The following is a 19,335-nucleotide window of genomic DNA, read 5'->3' on the forward strand; positions in this document are numbered from 1 at the left end:
GTAAAACGCTTACTGCTGTGCCGCCGGGCCGCAACCACCGATGATCTTTGAAATGGAGATCGCCGGGTGCAGCAGGTAATCGTAGCTGCAGTTATTTTTGGTGTTCTGTACGTGACCGGTGCAGGCCGTCAGAGTGGATAACAGGCCGACCAGAACGGCGGCTTTTGCCAGTTTGAACATACGCATTCCTTGTCTTAAAAACGAAAATTGGATGTAACTCAAGGGAATAAAGGGAAAATTTCCACTTCGGGGCGGTATGTTATCGACAGCGGTAAGAGGGGAGTAGTCCGCTTAAGGACTACTCCGGAAAGGAAGAATATGCGTTAGTGATTCGAGAACCAGTTGAGTTTATCGCGCAGTTCGACCACGCGCCCAACTACAATCAGCGCCGGGCTTTCGACCTGCTGCGCCAGTTCGCCTAGCTGCGTCAGCACCCCATCCACCACGCGCTGCGTAATGACGGTACCGTTTTCGATCAGCGCGACGGGCATATCTGACTCCATGCCATGCTCCAGCAGCTTCGCCTGGATTGTGGCAGCCTGGTTCAGCCCCATGTAGAACACCAGCGTCTGCTTTTCGGCTGCCAGGTTATGCCAGTCCAGCTCGCTGCCGGTCTTCAGGTGGCCCGTCACCAGGCGCACGCTCTGGGCGTAATCCCGGTGGGTCAGCGGAATGCCAGAGTAAGCCGAGCAGCCGGATGCCGCCGTAATCCCAGGCACGACGGAGAAGGGAATACCCGCGTCGCACAGGGTTTCCAGCTCTTCGCCTCCGCGACCAAAGATAAACGGATCGCCCCCTTTCAGACGCACCACGCGTTTGCCCTTTTGCGCCTCGCGCAGCAGGATCTGGTTAATCTCTTCCTGCGGAACGCAGTGGTAGCCCGCGCGTTTGCCGACGAAGACGCGGTCGGCGTCGCGACGCACCAGGTTCATGATGTCATCAGAGACCAGACGATCGTAAACCACAATATCCGCCTGCTGGATCTGCTGTAGCCCTTTCAGGGTCAGTAACCCTGCGTCGCCAGGGCCTGCGCCCACCAGCACTACTTCACCGCGATGGTCCAGCGGTTCAGAGAATAGCTGCGCCGTTGTCTCTTCAACCGCTTTGCTGTCCTGATTCGCCAGCGACTGCGCCAGCCTGTCGTTCACGAAGAATTTTTCCCAGAAGCGTCGACGCTCGCCAACGGTCGCGAAGGTTTGCTTCACGCGGGAACGCAGCTGCCCCGCGTAGTGGGCAATCTGACCGAGGTGCTGTGGCAATACGGCTTCCAGCTTTTCCCGCAGCAGGCGCGCCAGAACGGGCGAGCGGCCGCCGGACGATACCGCGATCATCAGCGGCGAACGGTCGATAATCGACGGCATGATGAAGCTGGCCTCTTTCGGCGCATCCACCACGTTGCAGAAGATCCGGCGCGCTTCGCAGGCGTCGCTGACGCGCTGGTTCACTGCATCGTCATCCGTCGCGGCAATGGTCAGCCAGCAGGTATCCAGCAGGGATTCATTAAACTCCCCCTGCTCCAGCGTAAGCATCCCTTCCTGCGCCCAGACGTCAAACTGGGGGGAGAAGGCAATGGCGTTGACGGTCAGTCGGGCGCCAGCCTCTAACAGCAGGCGCGCTTTGCGCTCGGCCACGTCGCCGCCGCCCACAAGCAGGCAGTCGCGGTGGCGTAATTGACAAAAAATCGGCAGGTGATCCACGACGTTACCTCGCAGCATTCATGGAGGGGGTAAGAATTGACGTCAGGATAACAGCAGGAATCGTACAGAACATACGGTTTTTCCTGCCGTTACCCATAAGGGGTCATAAGCTTTTCATATTGAAAAGGCGAGGGAATTAGCCTTTCAGCTGCACCTTGCCGTCCTTCACGCGGGCGTCGTAGTGCTTCACAGAGAAGCTTTCATCTTCCATGCAGTGCCCGTCGCTTAAACGGAAACGCTGCTTTTTCAACGGACTGGCGACCCAGAGCTCACCCTGATGTTCCGCAATCAGTCCACGGGAGAGCACGCTGGCCTCGAAGAACGGGTCGATATTGCTGATGGCAAAAACCTGTTCATCGCGGCGAGGGCGGAAAATCGCAACCTGCTCGCTGCCCAGCAGCGCGCACACGCCGGTTGCGGGGATAATGTCGTTAATATCGCAAATGTTTATCCACTGGCTCATGCGTTTTCCTCCACCAGCGTAACCGGAATACGTTCATACGGCGTTGCTGGACGATGCTGTTCACGCTCTGGCACAACCTGTACGTTCGGGTCGCGCTGGGTGCTGTTGATAAAGTGTTTGAAGCGGGTCTGTGCCGCCGGGCTATTAACGGTTTCAGTCCACTCGCAGATAACCGCCGCGCGCAGGCGAGCCATCTCGGCTTCCAGATGTTCGTTCAGGCCCAGCTTGTCGTCGATGATGACCGCTTTCAGGTAGTCGATACCGCCTTCCAGGTTATCGAGCCAGGAGGCCGTACGGGTCAGCTTATCGGCGGTACGGATGTAGAACATCATGAAGCGGTCGAGATACTGAATCAGCGTATCGTGGTCGAGATCCGCGGCCAGCAGGTCCGCATGGCGTGGCTTCATCCCGCCGTTACCGCAGACGTACAGGTTCCAGCCTTTTTCGGTGGCGATAATACCCACGTCTTTACCCTGCGCTTCCGCACATTCACGGGTACATCCGGAGACGCCGAACTTCATTTTGTGCGGCGTACGGATGCCTTTGTAGCGGTTTTCCAGCTCCACGCCGAAGCCCACGCTGTCACCGACGCCGTAGCGGCACCAGGTGCTGCCCACGCAGGTTTTCGCCATACGCAGCGCTTTGGCATACGCGTGGCCGGTTTCGAAGCCAGCTTCAATCAGCTGACGCCAGATTTCCGGCAGATCGTCTTTCTGCGCGCCAAACAGGCCGATGCGCTGGGAACCGGTGATTTTGGTGTACAGGTTAAATTCACGTGCAATGCGGCCCACCGCGACCAGCCCTTCCGGCGTAATTTCGCCACCGGCGGAACGTGGGATGACGGAGTAGGTGCCGTCTTTCTGAATGTTTGCCAGGAAGTTGTCGTTGGTATCCTGCAGCGGCGTGTGTTCCGGTTTGAGCACGTACTCGTTCCAGCAGGAGGCCAGCAGTGACCCGACGGTCGGTTTACACACTTCGCAGCCGTAGCCCTGGCCGTGTTTCGCCAGCAGTTCGTCGAAGGATTTGATGCCTTCCACGCGGATCAGGTGGTAAAGCTCCTGGCGAGAGTACGCAAAGTGCTCGCACAGGTTGTTGTTCACTTCGATACCCTGTTTCGCAAGCTCGGCGTTCAGCACCTGAGTGACCAGCGGAATACAGCCGCCGCAGCCGGTACCGGCTTTGGTTTCCGCTTTCAGCGCCGCCACGGTGTGGCAGCCTTTGTTGATGGCTGAAATCAGCATGCCTTTGGTGACGTCGAAGCAGGAGCAGATCTGCGCGCTGTCCGGCAATTTATCCACGCCGATAGAGGGCTTACCGCTGGAGGCGTGCGCCGGCAGGATCAGCGCGTCCGGGTTCTCCGGCAGTTCGATAGCATTCAGCACCAGCTGCAGCAGGTTGCCGAAGTCGCTGGTATCGCCCACCAGCACCGCGCCGAGCAGGGTTTTGTTGTCCTGGCTGACGATCAGGCGTTTGTAGACCTCTTTGCTTTCATCGAGATAAACGTAGCTGCGAGCGCCAGGCGTGCGGCCATGCGCATCGCCAATACCGCCAACGTCCACGCCCAGCAGCTTCAGCTTGGCGCTCAGGTCCGCGCCTTCGAAGGCGTTTTCAGTGCCGAGGATATGGTCCACGGCAACCTGCGCCATTTTGTAACCCGGCGCGACCAGACCATACACGCGGTTGTTCCAGCTGGCGCATTCGCCAATCGCGTAGATATCCGGGTCTGAGGTCTGGCAGGTATCGTTAATCATGATCCCGCCGCGCTGGGCGACGGCCAGGCCGCACTGGGTTGCCAGCTTGTCGCGCGGGCGAATACCGGTGGAGAAGACGATGAAGTCGACTTCCAGCTCGCTGCCGTCGGCAAAGCGCATGGTTTTGCGCGCCTCGGTGCCTTCCTGGACGATCTCTTTGGTGTTTTTGCTGGTGTGAACCTTCACGCCCATGCTTTCGATTTTACGGCGTAGCTGGTCACCACCCATGTGGTCCAGCTGTTCGGCCATCAGCATTGGGGCAAATTCGATGACGTGGGTTTCAACGCCGAGGTTTTTCAGCGCGCCCGCGGCTTCGAGGCCCAGCAGGCCGCCGCCGACCACCGCGCCGCGCTTGCTTCGACGTGCGCAGGACTCAATGGCGTTGAGATCTTCAATGGTACGATAAACGAAGCAATCCTGAGTTTCTGAGCCTTTAATCGGTGGGATCCACGGATAGGAGCCCGTCGCCATAATCAGCTTGTCGTAAAAAACCGTACGCCCGGCGCTGGAGTGGATCACTTTTTCCTGACGGTTGATGGTGATAGCGCGTTCGCCTACCAGCACTTTTACGCCATGCTTCTCGTAGAAACCTTCGCGCACCAGAGAGAGCTCTTCGGCGGTATGATGGGAGAAGTAGGAAGACAAGTGCACACGGTCGTACGCCTTGCGGGGTTCTTCACAGAACACGGTAATATCGAACTGCTCAGCATCGGCTTTATCGAGAAGATCCTCAATAAAGCGGTGGCCGACCATGCCGTTACCGATGATAGCGAGTCTGACTTTGCTCATTATTGCCTCGATTTCTTTTCTATTACTGCCTACCTTAACGATTCAGCAGGGGCGCTTATTGATGCAAATCAAATACGCCTTCGCCTACCCCTTAGGTGGTATGCGACTGATTTGTCAGGATTTTTATAAGTGGCGGAAATCGCAGGCTTTTCGTGTTCGTTGAATTTGTGTACAAATCAGGGGCGGTTTTGCAAAAATCGATACGCCTGAATATCAGCTGCGTTTTTTAGGGGAAAGGTATGTCTACAACACCGTTATGGCTTGTTCAGAATGTTCGTTTACCGGGTCGGGAAGGGCTGTGGCAGCTTGCCATTGAGAACGGGCGATTTGGTGACATCACCCCAATGGACGATACTCATGCCGAGAGTTATGAAGTACTGAATGCGCGCGGTGGGCTGGCTATTCCCCCGTTCATCGAGCCGCATATCCATCTTGATACCACCCAGACGGCGGGCGAGCCGAACTGGAACCAGTCCGGAACGCTGTTTGAGGGCATTGAGCGCTGGGCGGAGCGCAAGGCGCTGCTCAGCCATGACGATGTGAAAGCGCGTGCCTGGAAAACGCTGAAGTGGCAAATCGCCAACGGCATTCAGTTTGTCCGCACCCACGTGGATGTCTCCGACCCGACGCTCACCGCCCTGAAGGCGATGCTGGAGGTGAAGCAGGAGGTTGCGCCGTGGGTGACGCTGCAAATCGTCGCGTTCCCGCAGGAGGGCATTCTCTCTTACCCGAACGGCGCGGCGCTGCTGGAAGAAGCCTTAAAGCTGGGAGCCGACGTGGTGGGGGCGATCCCACACTTCGAGTTCACCCGCGAGTACGGCGTCCAGTCGCTGCATATCGCGTTTGACCTGGCGAAGAAATATGACCGTCCGCTGGATATCCACTGCGATGAAATTGACGACGAGCAGTCGCGGTTTGTCGAGACGGTGGCAACGCTGGCGTATGAGGCCGGTATCGGCCAACGCGTGACGGCAAGCCACACCACCGCCATGCACTCCTACAACGGCGCGTACACCTCGAGGCTTTTCCGCCTGCTGAAGATGTCGGGAATTAACTTCGTCGCTAACCCGCTGGTCAACATCCACCTGCAGGGTCGCTTTGACGACTATCCGAAGCGTCGCGGTATCACCCGCGTGAAAGAGCTGCAGGAAGCGGGCATTAACGTCTGCTTCGGGCATGACGATGTGTTTGATCCGTGGTACCCGCTCGGTACCGGCAACATGCTGCAGGTGCTGCATATGGGGCTGCACGTCTGCCAGATGATGGGGTATCCGCAAATCGACAGCGGCCTGAATCTGATAACCCATAACAGCGCCCGGACCTTCGGCCTGAGTGATTACGGCATTGAAACGGGAAACCCGGCGAATCTGATTATTCTGCCTGCGGAGAGCGGGTTTGAAGCGGTGCGCTGTCAGGTGCCGGTGCGCTGGTCGATTCGACAGGGGCGCGTGATTGCCACCACGCAGCTGGCGCAGACCTGGATCCAGATGGACATCGGAGGGGAAGAGGTGAGCTTTGCCAGAAACAGCCCCTCTGCCGAGCGCAAAGGGGCGTAGGGTTTAGTGAGATGCCGCTGCCGCGTTGTGCTGGCGGTGGCGGGTCACGAAGCCCAGAACGAGGCACATGATGAACACCACGGCATACAGGCCGTTCGCGGTGTGCAGGGCGGCCAGCGGACCGCTGTGGGCGACGATCGGGCCCGTGACCACGAAGGTCAGCATGGTGCCGATAGTGCCGCAGGTCAGGACGAAGTTAACCAGCTTCGGCGAGGCCACTTTGGTCTGCAGAGAGCCCAGGGTAATGATCGAGGTGTAGATCGCGCTGGAGAAGAAGCCCAGGGTCAGAATGAACCACGGCATGTGCTCCGGAGAACCGTTGATGAACAGATACATCAGCACGGTGGCCAGGCCCGCCAGCACGGTCAGAATACGCTGCAGGTCGAAGAAGCGCAGGATGAAGCTAAATGCCCACATGCCGAACATGTAAGACATCCAGAAATCGCTCACCAGCTTACCCGCGTCGTTCAGGCTCATGCCCAGGCCTTTCGCGTATTCCGGTACCCAAGAGATAAAGCCCAGCTGGCCCAGGATGTAGCACAGGGCGGCAATGGAGAGGAACAGCACGCCGATGCCCCATTTCTCTTTCGCGACGGGTTCTGCGGTAGTCTGCGCTTTTTTGCCCAGCACCGGGAACTCACAGCCGAAGGTCAGAATAAAGATTGCCACGTAGACCAGGCCGATGCAGGCATAAACCCAGTACCACTCAATGCTGCGGGCCAGCAGAACGGCGGCGACCATCGGGAAGATCATTCCGGCCATGCTGAAGAAAGAGTCGGTAAACAGCAGGCGCGCGCCGCGTTGACGGCCTTCATACATATGGGTAATCAGGAAGGTCCCGATCGACATGGTGATACCGCTGACCAGACCGAGCACGAACATGGCGGCGGAGAACAGGGCGATGCTGTGGCTCAGCATCAGGCCCGCCACGGCGGCGAGCATCAGCACAAAACCAAAGCGCAGCTGGGTTTTCAGCGGCACGATCTCCATCAGCCAGGCATTCAGGAAGATGGAGATCAGGATCCCCGCGTTGAGGAAGGTGAAGGTGTTACTCATGCTGGAAACGGGCAGCTGGAAGTAGTCTGCGATATTTCCCATCACCATCCCGGTGACGATCACCAACGCGCCGGTCAGGGCGTAGGAGAAGAAGCTGATCCATGTGAGCTTGATGCGATTGCTGTTAGTCATGTCTGGCCTGTTCAAAAAAAGAAAAGCGCCCATCGGGCGCTGAGAGCGGGCAGATTTTAGACATTAAAGTGATCTATTCATATCTTTTAAGAGAAATTAGAACTTCATTGCAGGTTTTTATGTGATCATGATCACATAAAAAGCCGCAAATACCAATCGTTTGCGCGGTTACAACTGTTTCAATTTCGTAAAATTAGGTAAAAGGCTGGTCTCCGTTCATACTGCTCTTTAGAATCAAGCCATTCGCTTTTTATACTGCGCTTTGTTAAGGAATTCTCATGCTCAAATCAACACTGGCGGCTGTCGCAGCTGTGTTTGCTCTTTCTGCCGTTTCCCCTGCTGCGCTGGCAGCAAAAGGAGACCCTCACGTTCTGCTGACCACCTCCGCCGGGAACATTGAGCTGGAACTGAACAGCCAGAAAGCCCCTGTTTCCGTGAAAAACTTCCTCGACTATGTGAACAGTGGTTTCTACAACAACACCACTTTCCACCGCGTGATCCCAGGCTTTATGATTCAGGGCGGCGGCTTCAACGAGCAGATGCAGCAGAAACAGCCGAACCCGCCGATTAAAAACGAAGCGGACAACGGCCTGCTGAACAAGCGCGGGACCATTTCTATGGCGCGTACGGCGGATAAAGACAGCGCGACCAGTCAGTTCTTCCTCAACGTGGCCGATAACGCCTTCCTGGATCACGGTCAGCGTGATTTCGGTTATGCCGTTTTCGGTAAAATTGTGAAAGGAATGGATGTGGCTGATAAGATTTCTCAGGTGCCTACCCATGACGTCGGCCCGTACCAGAATGTGCCGTCAAAACCGGTGGTTATCCTCTCCGCGAAAGTGCTGCCGTAATTGTCTTAAATACGGGCGATCCTCGCCCGTATGATTTAGCCCTCCCTGCGAAAGCGCGTTTTGCTGCTTATACTTGTGGCAAACGGACTATTCAGGGAGGCGTTAAGTGAAAAAACTCACCGATAAGCAAAAATCCCGTCTCTGGGAGCAGCAGCGTAACGTCAATCTTCAGGCCAGTTGTCTCCTTGAAAAAGGTATTGGTCCCTCAGAACCCCATATTGAGACGCTGGAGCTTGGGCCTCCCGCGCCCGGGTTACCCCATCTGTGCCTCATTCATCGACACCTGTATCGCAGTGAAATGAAGGGGGCAGGCGAGTTCCGTACCGACGATATTTTTAAGGGCGATATTCCGTTCTGCCATTTCGAATACATCGAAAAGATGGGTAACGAGCTGATGGCGGCGCTGGAAAGCGAGAAGTATCTGGCTGGCCTTGAGAAAGCGGCGTTTGTTGACAGAATTAGCCACTATTACTGCGAAATCAATATGCTGCATCCTTTTATGCGCGGCAACGGTATTGCCCAACGCGTTTTCTTCGAGCAACTGGCCATTCATGCGGATTACGCCCTGGACTGGCGCGATATCGATCCCGAGCAGTGGGTCGCCGCTAACCGAAGTGGCGCAACGGGTGATTTGTCCGCGCTGAGCGCGATCTTTGCCAAAGTAGTGAGCGAAGCGCGGGAATCTGAGTAGAATAGGGCGGCATTTTTTTCGGGAGCCGCCATGATTCTGCTGATTGATAACTACGATTCCTTCACCTGGAACCTTTACCAGTATTTTTGTGAACTGGGTGCAGAGGTGGTTGTCCGCCGCAACGACGAGATCGATCTCGCCGATATTGAGACGCTGGCTCCGCAGAAAATCGTGATTTCACCCGGGCCGTGTACGCCGTCGGAGTCGGGTGTTTCTCTGGATGTCATCCGGCACTATGCCGGCAAGCTGCCGATTCTGGGCGTCTGCCTGGGCCACCAGGCGATTGCCCAGGCGTTTGGCGCTACCATCGTGCGTGCCGCGAAAGTGATGCACGGCAAAACCTCTCCGGTCACTCACGCCGGTACCGGAGTATTTACGGGGCTTAATAATCCTTTAACCGTGACGCGCTACCATTCGCTGGTGATTGACCCACCGACGCTGCCTGAGTGCTTTGACGTGACGGCCTGGAGCGAGTCGCAGGAGATCATGGGGATTCGCCACCGCGAATGGGATCTCGAAGGCGTGCAGTTCCACCCGGAAAGCATCCTCAGCGAACAGGGGCACGCGCTGCTGGCAAATTTCCTCAATCGCTGAATATCTGTTGCCTTGCCGTGATTTTTTATGCATATTTTGTGATTATATTTTCACAATTGATGTGACATAAAATGGATGGGCATGACATGGCAACTGAACAACCAGCAATTACCCGCGCGACATTCGATGAAGTGATTCTGCCGATTTATGCACCGGCTGAGTTTATCCCGGTGAAGGGAAAAGGCAGCCGCGTCTGGGATCAGCAGGGTAAAGAGTACGTGGATTTCGCGGGCGGGATTGCGGTTACGGCGCTCGGTCATTGCCATCCTGCGCTGGTGGACGCGCTGAAAACCCAGGGCGAAACCCTGTGGCACACCAGCAACGTGTTCACCAACGAACCGGCGCTGCGTCTAGGCCGCAAGATCATTGATGCCACGTTTGCCGAGCGCGTGCTGTTTATGAACTCCGGTACCGAAGCCAACGAAACCGCCTTCAAGCTGGCGCGCTACTACGCCACCACGCGCCACAGTCCGTACAAAACCAAAATTATCGCTTTCCACAATGCCTTCCACGGGCGCTCCTTCTTTACCGTCTCCGTTGGCGGTCAGCCGAAGTATTCCGACGGTTTTGGCCCGAAACCGGCCGATATTGTCCACGTGCCGTTTAACGATCTGCATGCGGTGAAAGCGGTAATGGACGATCACACCTGCGCGGTGGTGGTGGAGCCTATTCAGGGCGAAGGCGGCGTGACGGCGGCCACGCCGGAATTCCTGAAAGGGCTGCGCGAACTGTGCGACGAGCATCAGGCGCTGCTGGTCTTTGATGAAGTTCAGTGTGGAATGGGCCGTACCGGGGATCTGTTTGCCTACATGCACTACGGCGTGACGCCGGATATTCTGACCAGCGCCAAAGCGCTCGGCGGCGGCTTCCCGGTGAGTGCAGTATTGACGACCCAGGATATCGCCTCCGCGTTCCACGTGGGCTCTCACGGCTCTACCTACGGCGGCAACCCGCTGGCGAGTGCTGTGGCGGGCGCGGCGTTTGATATTATCAACACGCCTGAGGTGTTGAACGGCGTGAACGCGAAGCGCGAGCTGTTCGTAAAACACCTGCAAAAGATTGACGACCAGTACGACGTGTTCAGCGAGATCCGCGGGATGGGGCTGCTGATTGGTGCCGAGCTGAAGCCGCAGTACAAAGGCCGCGCGCGCGATTTCCTGCACGCCGCCGCCCACGAAGGGGTGATGGTGCTGAACGCGGGTCCGGACGTGATGCGTTTTGCACCGTCGCTGGTGGTGGAAGACAAAGACATTGAAGACGGGTTAACCCGTTTTGCCGCTGCGGTCGCGAAGATCGTAAAAGGTTAATACGCCGTCCGCTTCAGCCTGCGGGTGAGCCAAATCCCGTGATGTGGACGCTGACGCCATGCCACCGACGAAATGGTGTGCATGGTGTTCAGATGCCCCAGAATGCGCTGCAAATGCTGCTCCAGGGTGCTCATTGGCCCGTGGGTTAACGTCTCCGGCGCTTCCAGAATGTTCGAATCTCCCGACTCGCCCGGCGAGTCATATTCCAGGCGCTGCTGACATCGCTGCAGCGCAATTTCACACGACTGCAGGTAACGTTGGGCCAGGTCTGGCGTCAGCATCGTGTGCTCGCGCGCCAGCGTTGTCATGGCGTTTATATGCTCGACGATAAACTGGCTGTGCGTCACCCAGAGCTTCATGTCCGCCAGATAGTGCGAGTTAAAGCCCGGCTCCTGCATCGCCTGGTTGAGCGAGTTAAACAGGGCGTTATGCGCCTGGTTGACCTTCATGCGCTGATAGGCCAGCGGGGAGGGCTGCGGGTCGTCGCTCAGGATCAATCGAATGGCCTGCTGGTCGGCCTCCAGCGCGTCGTGGGCGTTCTGCCTGAGCAGCCCGCTTTGCCACTGCGGCCACAGCCAGACCATGCCGCCAAAGGCAATCAGGCAGCCAATGAGGGTATCAATCAGCCTGGCGACAATAAACTGTTCACCATTGAGCGTGAGCAGCTGCAGGGTATACACCGCCGTCACCGTAAAGCCCACCATCGCCCAGCCGTAGTTTTTGCGGATAATCAGGTAGCTCACCAGCGTAATCGCCAGCATGCCAGCCAGGGTATAGCCTTCCGGCACGTGGAAGTGTAGCGTCACGCCCGCAATAATCAGCCCGGCCATCGTTCCGCCGGCCCGGTGCAGAATACGCACCCGCGTGGCGCCGTAGCCGTTCTGGGTGACAAACAGCACGGTCATTAAGATCCAGTAGGGTTTCGGCAGATGCAGCGCCATGCCCATCAGGCTGGCGGTACTGAGCATAACGCTGATCCTGGCGGCGTTGCGCAGGGCGGATGATTTAAGAGAAAGATAGCTTCTGAGCGCGGGCAGTAGCGGCAACCGTTTCTGCTTATCCGCCATCAGATCGCGGGGATAAAGCGGGCGCTGCGTGCGCAGCACGCGGGCGATGCGGCTGAAGTGCCAGGCGGCAAACTGGCCAACCGGGTTATCCGGATGCTGGCGTGCGATTTTCTCCAGCGCGCCGAGCTGTTTTTCCATGTTAAAGCGCGTGGGGTAGCGGTGGTAGAGAATATCGTCAGCCAGGACCCGCAGACGTGCCGATACTGTCTGCGCGTTCCAGCGGATCACCGCTTCGGCGTGGCTGCGCTCGACCAGCTTTTGTACCTCCTGCGGATGGTGAAGGCTAACGGAGATATGTTCCTGCAGATCGAGACCGACCTGGAAGGTGCGCAGCAGCCGTTTGTATTCGTGGTTTTTGTTGGCGGCGAGCATGTGCAGCTGCTGATAGCACTGGCTTATCAGATCTACCACCTTTTGCTGGCGCGTCAGCAGCGGCGGCAAGGATTTTTCCGGATCGGTATGCTGGGTGAGCAGGGTATATTTGGCTTCGCAGTAATCCGCCAGCTGCACATAGAGCAGGCTCAGAGATTCACGCAGCGGCTGTTCGCGCCACAGCCAGAACCAGAACCAGTTGAACAGCCCGTACCACAGCGTCCCCAGAGCGTAGATCAGCAGCGGCTCCCACACCGGCATATTCCCGGCGAGGCTCAGCGTGAAAATGGCCGCAATCAGCGAGGCGGGAAGCAGGCGGGCGTGCAGCGAGCTGATTTCGGCGGTGACGCCGAGGGTCATGGCCAGCACGGTCAGGATCAGCGGCAGCGGGATGTCCCGGGCAAGCAGAAGCTGTACGGCGAGGCTGCAGCCCGCAAACAGGCAGCCGCCAATAGTCAGACGTTTGAAAAAGCGCTTATGCGGCGTGTCCAGACCGGCGATGTTGCAGCAGGCGGGCACGAGAGAAAACAGCAGACCTTGCTGAAGATGTCCGAGGATCAAGCCCACGGCCACAGGAAGACACAACACCAGCGTTTGTCGCAGTGCGTAGTTAACTTCGGGGTGATAGATCAGCCTGCGCCACATGGGGAGTAGAGACAAAAACGGCGTGACACCCTGCGGTGACACGCCGTTTAAGCGGAATTAACGCGTTCCGTAGACCACGATGGTTTTACCGTGGGCGGAGATCAGGTTTTGATCTTCCAGCATTTTCAGGATACGGCCCACTGTCTCACGGGAACAACCGACGATCTGACCAATTTCCTGACGGGTAATTTTAATTTGCATGCCGTCCGGGTGGGTCATTGCGTCTGGCTGTTTCGCCAGGTTCAGCAGCGTTTGTGCAATACGGCCAGTTACGTCCAGGAAGGCGAGGTTACCCACTTTCTCAGAGGTGACCTGCAGACGGCGCGCCATCTGGGAAGAAAGACGCATCAGGATGTCAGGGTTAACCTGAATCAGCTGACGGAACTTCTTGTAAGAAATTTCAGCCACTTCACATGCTGTCTTTGCACGAACCCAGGCGCTACGTTCCTGGCCCTCTTCAAACAGGCCCAGTTCACCGATGAAATCGCCCTGGTTCAGATAAGAAAGGATCATCTCTTTCCCTTCTTCATCTTTGATCAGCACTGCCACCGAGCCTTTAACGATGTAATACAACGTTTCCGCTTTTTCACCCTGGTGAATCAGCGTGCTCTTCGATGGGTACTTATGAATGTGGCAATGAGACAAGAACCATTCGAGAGTCGGGTCTGTTTGCGGTTTGCCAAGCACCATGCGCTGTTATCCTCTGTTATAAGCTGTCACCAGAGTCATCAGATGCATCCGGACTCTGGGGTTGCAATCGAATTCTTACCCATACCCTGGGAAGTCGGCTACCGTAACGTTTCGCAGCCAGTAAAGTTTGATGTCCTCTGCATACACGTGTAACGTCAATGTATTACTGTAGCATCCTGAGTGTTTTAGCATAGCTTTCGCCGCGTGTCTCCTGGTGTCTCGCTTCAGCATGATGCAGGTCGCCTTCCATTGCGAGAAATGTAACGCACGCGTAATCTGTCACCAAAAATGCAACGTTGGAGTTCAAAAATATGCAAGCGCGCGTGAAGTGGGTTGAAGGTTTAACGTTCCTGGGCGAGTCCGCGTCAGGACACCAGATTTTGATGGATGGTAACTCCGGTGATAAAGCGCCAAGCCCAATGGAAATGGTGCTGATGGCGGCAGGCGGATGCAGCGCGATTGACGTGGTGTCGATTCTGCAAAAAGGCCGTCATGACGTGACGGATTGCGAGGTCAAACTCACCTCAGAGCGCCGGGAAGAGGCGCCACGCCTGTTCACCCACATTAATCTTCACTTTGTTGTCACCGGTAAAGCGCTGAAAGACGCGGCGGTCTCACGCGCGGTGGACCTGTCTGCGGAGAAGTACTGCTCTGTGGCGTTAATGCTGGAGAAAGCGGTAAAAATTACCCATTCGTATGAAGTGATCGAGGCTTAATCTTTTGGCGGGTGGCGCTGCGCTTACCCGCCCTACGGATTGTAGGCCCGGTAAGCGCAGCGCCACCGGGCAAAAATGATTATGCGATCTGCTTCCCTTCCATCAGCCGCTCCACCAGCGGCGTCATGATAAGCTCCATTGCCAGTCCCATTTTTCCGCCCGGCACCACCAATGTATTCATGTGCGAAATAAACGAGCCCTGCAGCATCGCCAGCAGCCAGGGGTAATCGATGCCTTCAAGATTGCGGAAATGGATCACCACAAAGCTCTCATCCAGAGAAGGGATCGTTTTGGCGGCAAACGGGTTGGAGGTGTCCACCGTCGGCACGCGCTGGAAGTTAATGTGCGTGCGGGAGAATTGCGGCGTTAAGTAATTGATGTAGTCTTCCATTGAGCGAACGACGGAATCCATCACCGCCTCGCGCGAGTGGCCGCGCTCGCTCATGTCACGCGTCAGCTTCTGGATCCACTCCAGGTTAACGATAGGAACCACCCCGACCAGCAGATCCACGTGGCGCGCCACGTCGTGCTGGGGCGTGACCACGCCGCCGTGTAATCCTTCGTAGAACAGCACGTCGGTGGGTTCCGGCAGCGGCTGCCAGGGGGTAAAGGTGCCCGGTACCTGGTTCCAGGGCACGGCTTCGTCGTAAGTGTGCAGATACTTACGGGACTGCCCTGTGCCGCTCAGGCCATATTCGTGGAAGGTTTGCTCCAGCAGGCCGAAGTCATTGGCTTCCGGGCCGAAGTAGCTGATGTGTTTACCCAGATCGCGCGCCTTACGGATGGCCATGTCCATCTCAGGGCGCGTGTAGCGGTGAAAGCTGTCGCCTTCGACCTCCGCCGCACGGAGATTCAGCTGGGCGAAAATCTTGCGAAAGGCGAGGCTGGTGGTGGTGGTTCCCGCACCACTCGACCCCGTAACGGCAATAACCGGATGTCTGGCAGACATAGCAACTCCCTGACTGAAATGGGTGGAAGATCAGCCGTGAAACGCGTTGCGGGGCATGATATTGACCGTCTCATGCAGCTCTGACCACACCAGCACCACGTCGCCGCTTTTCAGCTGGCGCTTTACATCGTTGACCTTTTGCTCAAGCGAGCGTTCTTGTTCACCATAATCGGTGCCTTCGCGTAATACAAAGCTTTCAATCAGATTATCGAGCGTTTCGGGAGCCAGATCCTGCCAGGGAATAATCATTTTGCACCGTCCAGATAAGGGGTTAGCCAGTCAGGAATACGCGTCTCAAGCCACATTTTCGGGCGGCGCAGCGTGCCGCCGATAAACCCAACGTGGCCACCGTGCTCCGTCAGCTGATAGTGAACGTTGTCGGGCAGGAATTCCTGAGCGGGGATCGAGTGATGATCCATAAAAGGGTCATCTTTGGCATGAATGATAAGCGTCGGCTGCGTGATCTTGCTGAGCAGCGGCATGGCGCTGCACTGACGATAGTAGTCAATCGCATCGGCGAAGCCGTGGATTTTCGCGGTGATCAGATCGTCGAACTCGCGAATACGGCGCACCTTTTTCAGCTGGCGCAGGCTCACCGGAAGGGTATCAGGATAGGCCTTCAGCTTACGCGCCGCGTTGGCTTTCAGCAGGTTGAGCAGGTAGCGCTGATAGACGCGAGAAAAGCCTTTCTCCATGTGGTAGCTGCACTGCTCCAGCATAAACGGCGCGGAGACAATCACTGCGGCATCCAGCGGTACGCTTTCGCCCTCTTTCGCCAGCAGGCAGGCCAGCATATTTCCGCCCAGCGAGTAGCCCACGGCAGCGGTGGGCACGGTGCCAAAGTTTTCCCGCAGCCAGTGTAAAAACCACGTTCCATCTTCGGTTTCACCCGAGTGATAGATGCGTTTCTGACGATTGGGTTCGCCGCTGCAGCCGCGGAAATGCATCACCACGCCGAGCCAGCCGCGCGCTTTTGCCGCCTCAATTAACCCATGCGCATAGGGGCTGTGCAGGCTGCCTTCCAGGCCGTGAAAGACCACCAGGCGCGGCTTATGGCGGGCCTGCTCCGGCGCTTCGCTCCAGGCGAGATCCAGAAAGTCACCGTCTGGCAGGTCAAGGCGCTGCCAGTGCGGGGTGAACTGAACCTTGCGGCGGATCAGTCGCGGCAGCATGGTCTGCAAATGGCGATTGGCGACGCCGCGCATAGGCACGAACTCAGTGCTGTCTTCGGCTGCAATGTCGAAGTCTGATGGAATGATTTGGGTCATAAGCGCGATGCTGATTCTTGTCGGAAATTAACGATACTTTCCGAATTGTACCCCGTTTAGCCTGGTTTTCCGAAACATGAACTGATCCCGATCACAAATATTTACCTTGATTATTACTCTCAGGCTAATGATTTGGCTCTACGCTTAATTGATGCCTTTCTCACCAGAGCGCACACTTTACTCAACGTTAAGCAAATCAAAATGATTAGCTGAATCAGGAGGTTAATAATGTTATCTGGGCAAACACCCACCCGGCAATGGAACACCCGACGCAGCGAAAAAGCGCGTCGTCTGGCGTCCGTACCGGTGCAGGGCAAGGTACTGCCAACCGGCGATCTTGTCGCCATGCTGGAAAAACTGATCGCGCCTGGCGACAAGGTCGTTCTGGAAGGTAACAACCAGAAGCAGGCGGATTTCCTTTCCCGCTCGCTTGCCGAAGTGAACCCGCAAATTGTCCACGACCTGCATATGATCATGCCGAGCGTCGGCCGCAGCGAGCATCTGGATATCTTTGAGAAAGGCATCGCCCGCAAGCTGGATTTCTCCTTCTCCGGGACGCAGAGCCTGCGAATCTCCCAGCTGCTGGAGGATGGTCAGCTCGAAATCGGCGCGATTCACACCTATATCGAACTCTATTCACGCCTCTACGTCGACCTCTCGCCAAACGTGGCGCTGATCGCCGGCTTTAAAGCCGACCGCAAAGGCAACCTCTACACCGGGGCGAGCACCGAAGACACCCCGGCGCTGGTGGAAGCCGCAGCGTTCCACGACGGGATTGTCATTGCCCAGGTGAACGAGCTGGTGGATGACGAGTGTGACCTGCCGCGCGTCGATATTCCGGGCTCCTGGATCGACTTCGTTGTGGTTGCCGATAAGCCGTTCTTTATCGAACCGCTGTTTACCCGCGACCCGCGTCTGATTAAACAGGAACACATCCTGATGGCGATGATGGCCATCAAAGGCATCTACGCGGAACATCAGGTGCAGTCCCTGAACCACGGGATCGGCTTTAACACTGCGGCAATTGAGCTGCTGCTGCCCACCTACGGCGAACAGCTCGGCCTGAAGGGCAAAATCTGTAAGCACTGGACGCTGAACCCGCATCCGACGCTGATCCCGGCCATTGAAAGCGGCTGGGTCGAAAGCGTGCACTGCTTCGGCGGCGAGCTGGGGATGGAAGAGTACATCCGCGCCCGTCCTGACGTGTTCTTTACCGGTGCCGACGGCTCCATGCGCTCTAACCGCGCGTTCTGCCAGCTGGCAGGCCAGTACGCGGTCGATATGTTTATCGGCTCTACGCTGCAGGTTGATGGTTACGCCAACTCCTCAACGGTGACCCGCGGTCGTCTTTCCGGCTTCGGCGGTGCGCCAAACATGGGCCACGACCCGCACGGTCGTCGTCACGCCACGCCGGCCTGGCTGAACATGATCACCGAACCTGACCCGATGCAGCGCGGTAAAAAACTGGTCGTCCAGATGGTGGAAACCTTCCAGGCGGGCGTGAAGCCAACCTTCGTGGAAAAACTCGATGCCGTTGACGTGGCGAAAGCCTCCGGCATGCCGCTGGCGCCGGTGATGATCTACGGCGACGACGTGACCCACGTGCTGACGGAAGAGGGGATCGCTTACCTCTACCGGGCGAAAGATCTGGAAGAGCGTCGTGCCATGGTCGCGGCCGTCGCCGGTATCACCGATATCGGTCTGGGCGTGGATGCCAAACGCGTGGCGGAACTGCGTCAGAGCGGCAAAGTGGTCTACCCGGAAGATATGGGGATTCGCCGAACCGACGCCACCCGCTCTCTGCTGGCGGCAGGCAGCGTGTCAGACCTCGTGGAATGGTCCGGCGGTCTCTACAACCCACCTGCGAAATTCCGGAGCTGGTAATGAAACTTCTGCCCCAGATTCAGGTTGAAGGCGGTGCCGAATGGCTGGCGCGAACCGCCACGCAGTGTCTGATTGACGAAGCACGTTTAAGCCCGAAACCCGGTCTGGTGGACAGTCGGGGGAACGGCGCGCACCACGATTTATCCCTTGCGCTGATGGAGCGCTCCGCGCACAGCCTGACCCCCACGTTTCAGGCGCTGGCGCAGCAAAGCTGGCAGCGTCCGGCAGATATTGCGCTCAGGCAAACCGTCGGGCGGCTCGGCCGCGAGGGCGAGCAGCAGATGATGGCCGCAACCGGGGGCGTAAACACCCATCGCGGCGCGATTTGGGCGCTGGGATTGCTGGTCAGCGCGGTGGCGATGCTGGGCGGTGATGCCCGTGCGCAAAACGTCGCCCGCACCGCCGCGCAGCTGGCAAAACTGCCGGACGATGCGGCGCCGAAGGCCTTCAGTAAAGGCCTGCGCGCCACGCACCGCTACCGCGTGCCGGGTGCCCGCGAAGAGGCTCAGCAGGCGTTCCCGCACGTTATGCAGCGCGCGCTGCCGCAGCTTCGCCTCAGCCGCCTGAACGGCAGCAGTGAAGCACAGGCCAGACTCGACGCGCTGATGGCCATCATGACGTCGCTCACCGATACATGCGTGCTGTCGCGCGCCGGCATGGAGGGGCTGGACGCTATGCAGCACGGTGCCCGTGCGGTACTGAATGCGGGAGGCTGTGCCACCCTCGCGGGCCAGCAGGCGCTGGCGAACTTAGACCGTCAGATGCTGGCGCTTAACGCGTCACCGGGCGGTGCCGCCGACCTGCTTGCCGCCACGCTGTTTCTTGACCGCGTCGAATCGCCTTATTCAAAGCATTAA

The 19,335-nt window shown here is 57.5% G+C and carries 18 protein-coding genes; 8 read left to right on the forward strand and 10 right to left on the reverse strand.

What is annotated here, in order from left to right:
• Positions 1-9: 9 nt before the first annotated feature.
• From AC3WOK_RS21240 to nirB, 4 genes are all read right to left on the reverse strand, one after another.
• Complete coding sequence (locus tag AC3WOK_RS21240; RefSeq protein ID WP_008503029.1) at positions 10-180, reverse strand: YhfL family protein; 171 nt, start codon at positions 178-180, stop codon at positions 10-12.
• A 143-nt stretch (positions 181-323) separates the two neighbouring features.
• Positions 324-1,697 (reverse strand): siroheme synthase CysG, encoded by a 1,374-nt coding sequence (gene cysG / locus AC3WOK_RS21245; protein WP_447856398.1) that lies wholly within the window; start codon positions 1,695-1,697, stop codon positions 324-326.
• 136 nt (positions 1,698-1,833) lie between these two features.
• Positions 1,834-2,160: a nitrite reductase small subunit NirD gene (nirD, locus tag AC3WOK_RS21250; RefSeq protein WP_063430390.1), complete on the reverse strand. Its 327-nt coding sequence runs from the start codon at positions 2,158-2,160 to the stop codon at positions 1,834-1,836.
• On the reverse strand, positions 2,157-4,700 hold the full coding sequence (gene nirB, locus AC3WOK_RS21255) for a nitrite reductase large subunit NirB (RefSeq protein ID WP_447856396.1): 2,544 nt from the start codon (positions 4,698-4,700) through the stop codon (positions 2,157-2,159). The genes nirD and nirB overlap by 4 nt, the downstream gene beginning before the upstream one ends.
• Before the next feature lie 239 nt (positions 4,701-4,939).
• Here nirB and AC3WOK_RS21260 point away from each other — a divergent pair, with 239 nt between their 5' ends.
• On the forward strand, positions 4,940-6,256 hold the full coding sequence (locus tag AC3WOK_RS21260; RefSeq protein ID WP_059311243.1) for a cytosine deaminase: 1,317 nt from the start codon (positions 4,940-4,942) through the stop codon (positions 6,254-6,256).
• A 3-nt stretch (positions 6,257-6,259) separates the two neighbouring features.
• Here the strand turns inward: AC3WOK_RS21260 and tsgA are convergent, their stop codons facing one another.
• Entirely contained in the window at positions 6,260-7,444 is a 1,185-nt protein-coding gene (gene tsgA / locus AC3WOK_RS21265; protein ID WP_059311244.1) for an MFS transporter TsgA, read from the reverse strand.
• A 278-nt stretch (positions 7,445-7,722) separates the two neighbouring features.
• On the opposite strand from tsgA, the gene ppiA reads away from it, so the two are divergent.
• The 4 genes from ppiA to argD all read left to right on the forward strand — a co-directional run bounded on the left by ppiA (position 7,723) and on the right by argD (position 10,887).
• Positions 7,723-8,295 carry a peptidylprolyl isomerase A gene (ppiA, locus tag AC3WOK_RS21270; protein ID WP_014885514.1) on the forward strand — a complete coding sequence of 191 codons (573 nt, stop codon included), beginning with the start codon at positions 7,723-7,725 and terminating at the stop codon, positions 8,293-8,295.
• A gap of 106 nt (positions 8,296-8,401) precedes the next feature.
• Entirely contained in the window at positions 8,402-8,986 is a 585-nt protein-coding gene (locus AC3WOK_RS21275) for a putative adenosine monophosphate-protein transferase Fic (protein ID WP_063958057.1), read from the forward strand.
• A gap of 30 nt (positions 8,987-9,016) precedes the next feature.
• Positions 9,017-9,580 (forward strand): aminodeoxychorismate synthase component 2, encoded by a 564-nt coding sequence (gene pabA / locus AC3WOK_RS21280; RefSeq protein WP_059311246.1) that lies wholly within the window; start codon positions 9,017-9,019, stop codon positions 9,578-9,580.
• A gap of 86 nt (positions 9,581-9,666) precedes the next feature.
• Complete coding sequence (gene argD, locus AC3WOK_RS21285) at positions 9,667-10,887, forward strand: bifunctional acetylornithine/succinyldiaminopimelate transaminase (RefSeq protein WP_492355084.1); 1,221 nt, start codon at positions 9,667-9,669, stop codon at positions 10,885-10,887.
• Here argD and AC3WOK_RS21290 read toward each other — a convergent pair.
• A complete protein-coding gene (locus AC3WOK_RS21290; RefSeq protein WP_264440032.1) occupies positions 10,884-12,971 on the reverse strand; it encodes a YccS/YhfK family putative transporter in 2,088 nt (695 codons plus the stop codon). The two genes, argD and AC3WOK_RS21290, sit on opposite strands and share 4 nt — an antisense overlap.
• 57 nt (positions 12,972-13,028) lie before the next feature.
• Positions 13,029-13,661: a cAMP-activated global transcriptional regulator CRP gene (gene crp / locus AC3WOK_RS21295; RefSeq protein ID WP_000242758.1), complete on the reverse strand. Its 633-nt coding sequence runs from the start codon at positions 13,659-13,661 to the stop codon at positions 13,029-13,031.
• A 311-nt stretch (positions 13,662-13,972) separates the two neighbouring features.
• Between crp and AC3WOK_RS21300 the strand changes: the two genes are divergently transcribed.
• Positions 13,973-14,377 (forward strand): OsmC family protein, encoded by a 405-nt coding sequence (locus AC3WOK_RS21300; RefSeq protein ID WP_014885509.1) that lies wholly within the window; start codon positions 13,973-13,975, stop codon positions 14,375-14,377.
• A gap of 79 nt (positions 14,378-14,456) precedes the next feature.
• Here AC3WOK_RS21300 and AC3WOK_RS21305 read toward each other — a convergent pair whose 3' ends face one another.
• Genes AC3WOK_RS21305 through AC3WOK_RS21315 form a run of 3 tightly spaced genes read right to left on the reverse strand, consistent with a single transcriptional unit; the run spans position 14,457 to position 16,594 of the window.
• Positions 14,457-15,326, reverse strand: coding sequence for a phosphoribulokinase (locus AC3WOK_RS21305; RefSeq protein ID WP_047345763.1), 870 nt, complete (start codon positions 15,324-15,326; stop codon positions 14,457-14,459).
• A 30-nt stretch (positions 15,327-15,356) separates the two neighbouring features.
• The gene (locus tag AC3WOK_RS21310) at positions 15,357-15,575 is read right to left on the reverse strand and encodes a YheU family protein (protein ID WP_008503016.1); all 219 of its coding nucleotides are present in this window, start codon (positions 15,573-15,575) and stop codon (positions 15,357-15,359) included.
• Positions 15,572-16,594 (reverse strand): hydrolase, encoded by a 1,023-nt coding sequence (locus AC3WOK_RS21315; protein WP_047345764.1) that lies wholly within the window; start codon positions 16,592-16,594, stop codon positions 15,572-15,574. Before AC3WOK_RS21315 ends, AC3WOK_RS21310 begins: the two co-directional genes overlap by 4 nt.
• A gap of 228 nt (positions 16,595-16,822) precedes the next feature.
• Between AC3WOK_RS21315 and mdcA the strand changes: the two genes are divergently transcribed.
• Both mdcA and AC3WOK_RS21325 read left to right on the forward strand, forming a co-directional pair.
• Positions 16,823-18,478, forward strand: a complete 1,656-nt coding sequence (mdcA, locus tag AC3WOK_RS21320; RefSeq protein ID WP_039024078.1) for a malonate decarboxylase subunit alpha — start codon at positions 16,823-16,825, stop codon at positions 18,476-18,478.
• Positions 18,478-19,335, forward strand: coding sequence for a triphosphoribosyl-dephospho-CoA synthase (locus AC3WOK_RS21325; protein WP_492355085.1), 858 nt, complete (start codon positions 18,478-18,480; stop codon positions 19,333-19,335). Before mdcA ends, AC3WOK_RS21325 begins: the two co-directional genes overlap by 1 nt.

The sequence above is a fragment of the Enterobacter sp. FW301-JW81 genome, assembly GCF_058788735.1.

Bases quoted from the DNA above. Each gene is read 5' to 3' on its own strand.
- AC3WOK_RS21240 (WP_008503029.1), bottom strand. From the start codon at position 180: ATGTTCAAACTGGCAAAAGCCGCCGTTCTGGTCGGCCTGTTATCCACT.
- nirD (WP_063430390.1), bottom strand. From the start codon at position 2,160: ATGAGCCAGTGGATAAACATTTGCGATATTAACGACATTATCCCCGCA.
- nirB (WP_447856396.1), bottom strand. From the start codon at position 4,700: ATGAGCAAAGTCAGACTCGCTATCATCGGTAACGGCATGGTCGGCCAC.
- AC3WOK_RS21260 (WP_059311243.1), top strand. From the start codon at position 4,940: ATGTCTACAACACCGTTATGGCTTGTTCAGAATGTTCGTTTACCGGGT.
- tsgA (WP_059311244.1), bottom strand. From the start codon at position 7,444: ATGACTAACAGCAATCGCATCAAGCTCACATGGATCAGCTTCTTCTCC.
- ppiA (WP_014885514.1), top strand. From the start codon at position 7,723: ATGCTCAAATCAACACTGGCGGCTGTCGCAGCTGTGTTTGCTCTTTCT.
- pabA (WP_059311246.1), top strand. From the start codon at position 9,017: ATGATTCTGCTGATTGATAACTACGATTCCTTCACCTGGAACCTTTAC.
- argD (WP_492355084.1), top strand. From the start codon at position 9,667: ATGGCAACTGAACAACCAGCAATTACCCGCGCGACATTCGATGAAGTG.
- AC3WOK_RS21290 (WP_264440032.1), bottom strand. From the start codon at position 12,971: ATGTGGCGCAGGCTGATCTATCACCCCGAAGTTAACTACGCACTGCGA.
- crp (WP_000242758.1), bottom strand. From the start codon at position 13,661: ATGGTGCTTGGCAAACCGCAAACAGACCCGACTCTCGAATGGTTCTTG.
- AC3WOK_RS21300 (WP_014885509.1), top strand. From the start codon at position 13,973: ATGCAAGCGCGCGTGAAGTGGGTTGAAGGTTTAACGTTCCTGGGCGAG.
- AC3WOK_RS21305 (WP_047345763.1), bottom strand. From the start codon at position 15,326: ATGTCTGCCAGACATCCGGTTATTGCCGTTACGGGGTCGAGTGGTGCG.
- AC3WOK_RS21310 (WP_008503016.1), bottom strand. From the start codon at position 15,575: ATGATTATTCCCTGGCAGGATCTGGCTCCCGAAACGCTCGATAATCTG.
- AC3WOK_RS21315 (WP_047345764.1), bottom strand. From the start codon at position 16,594: ATGACCCAAATCATTCCATCAGACTTCGACATTGCAGCCGAAGACAGC.
- mdcA (WP_039024078.1), top strand. From the start codon at position 16,823: ATGTTATCTGGGCAAACACCCACCCGGCAATGGAACACCCGACGCAGC.
- AC3WOK_RS21325 (WP_492355085.1), top strand. From the start codon at position 18,478: ATGAAACTTCTGCCCCAGATTCAGGTTGAAGGCGGTGCCGAATGGCTG.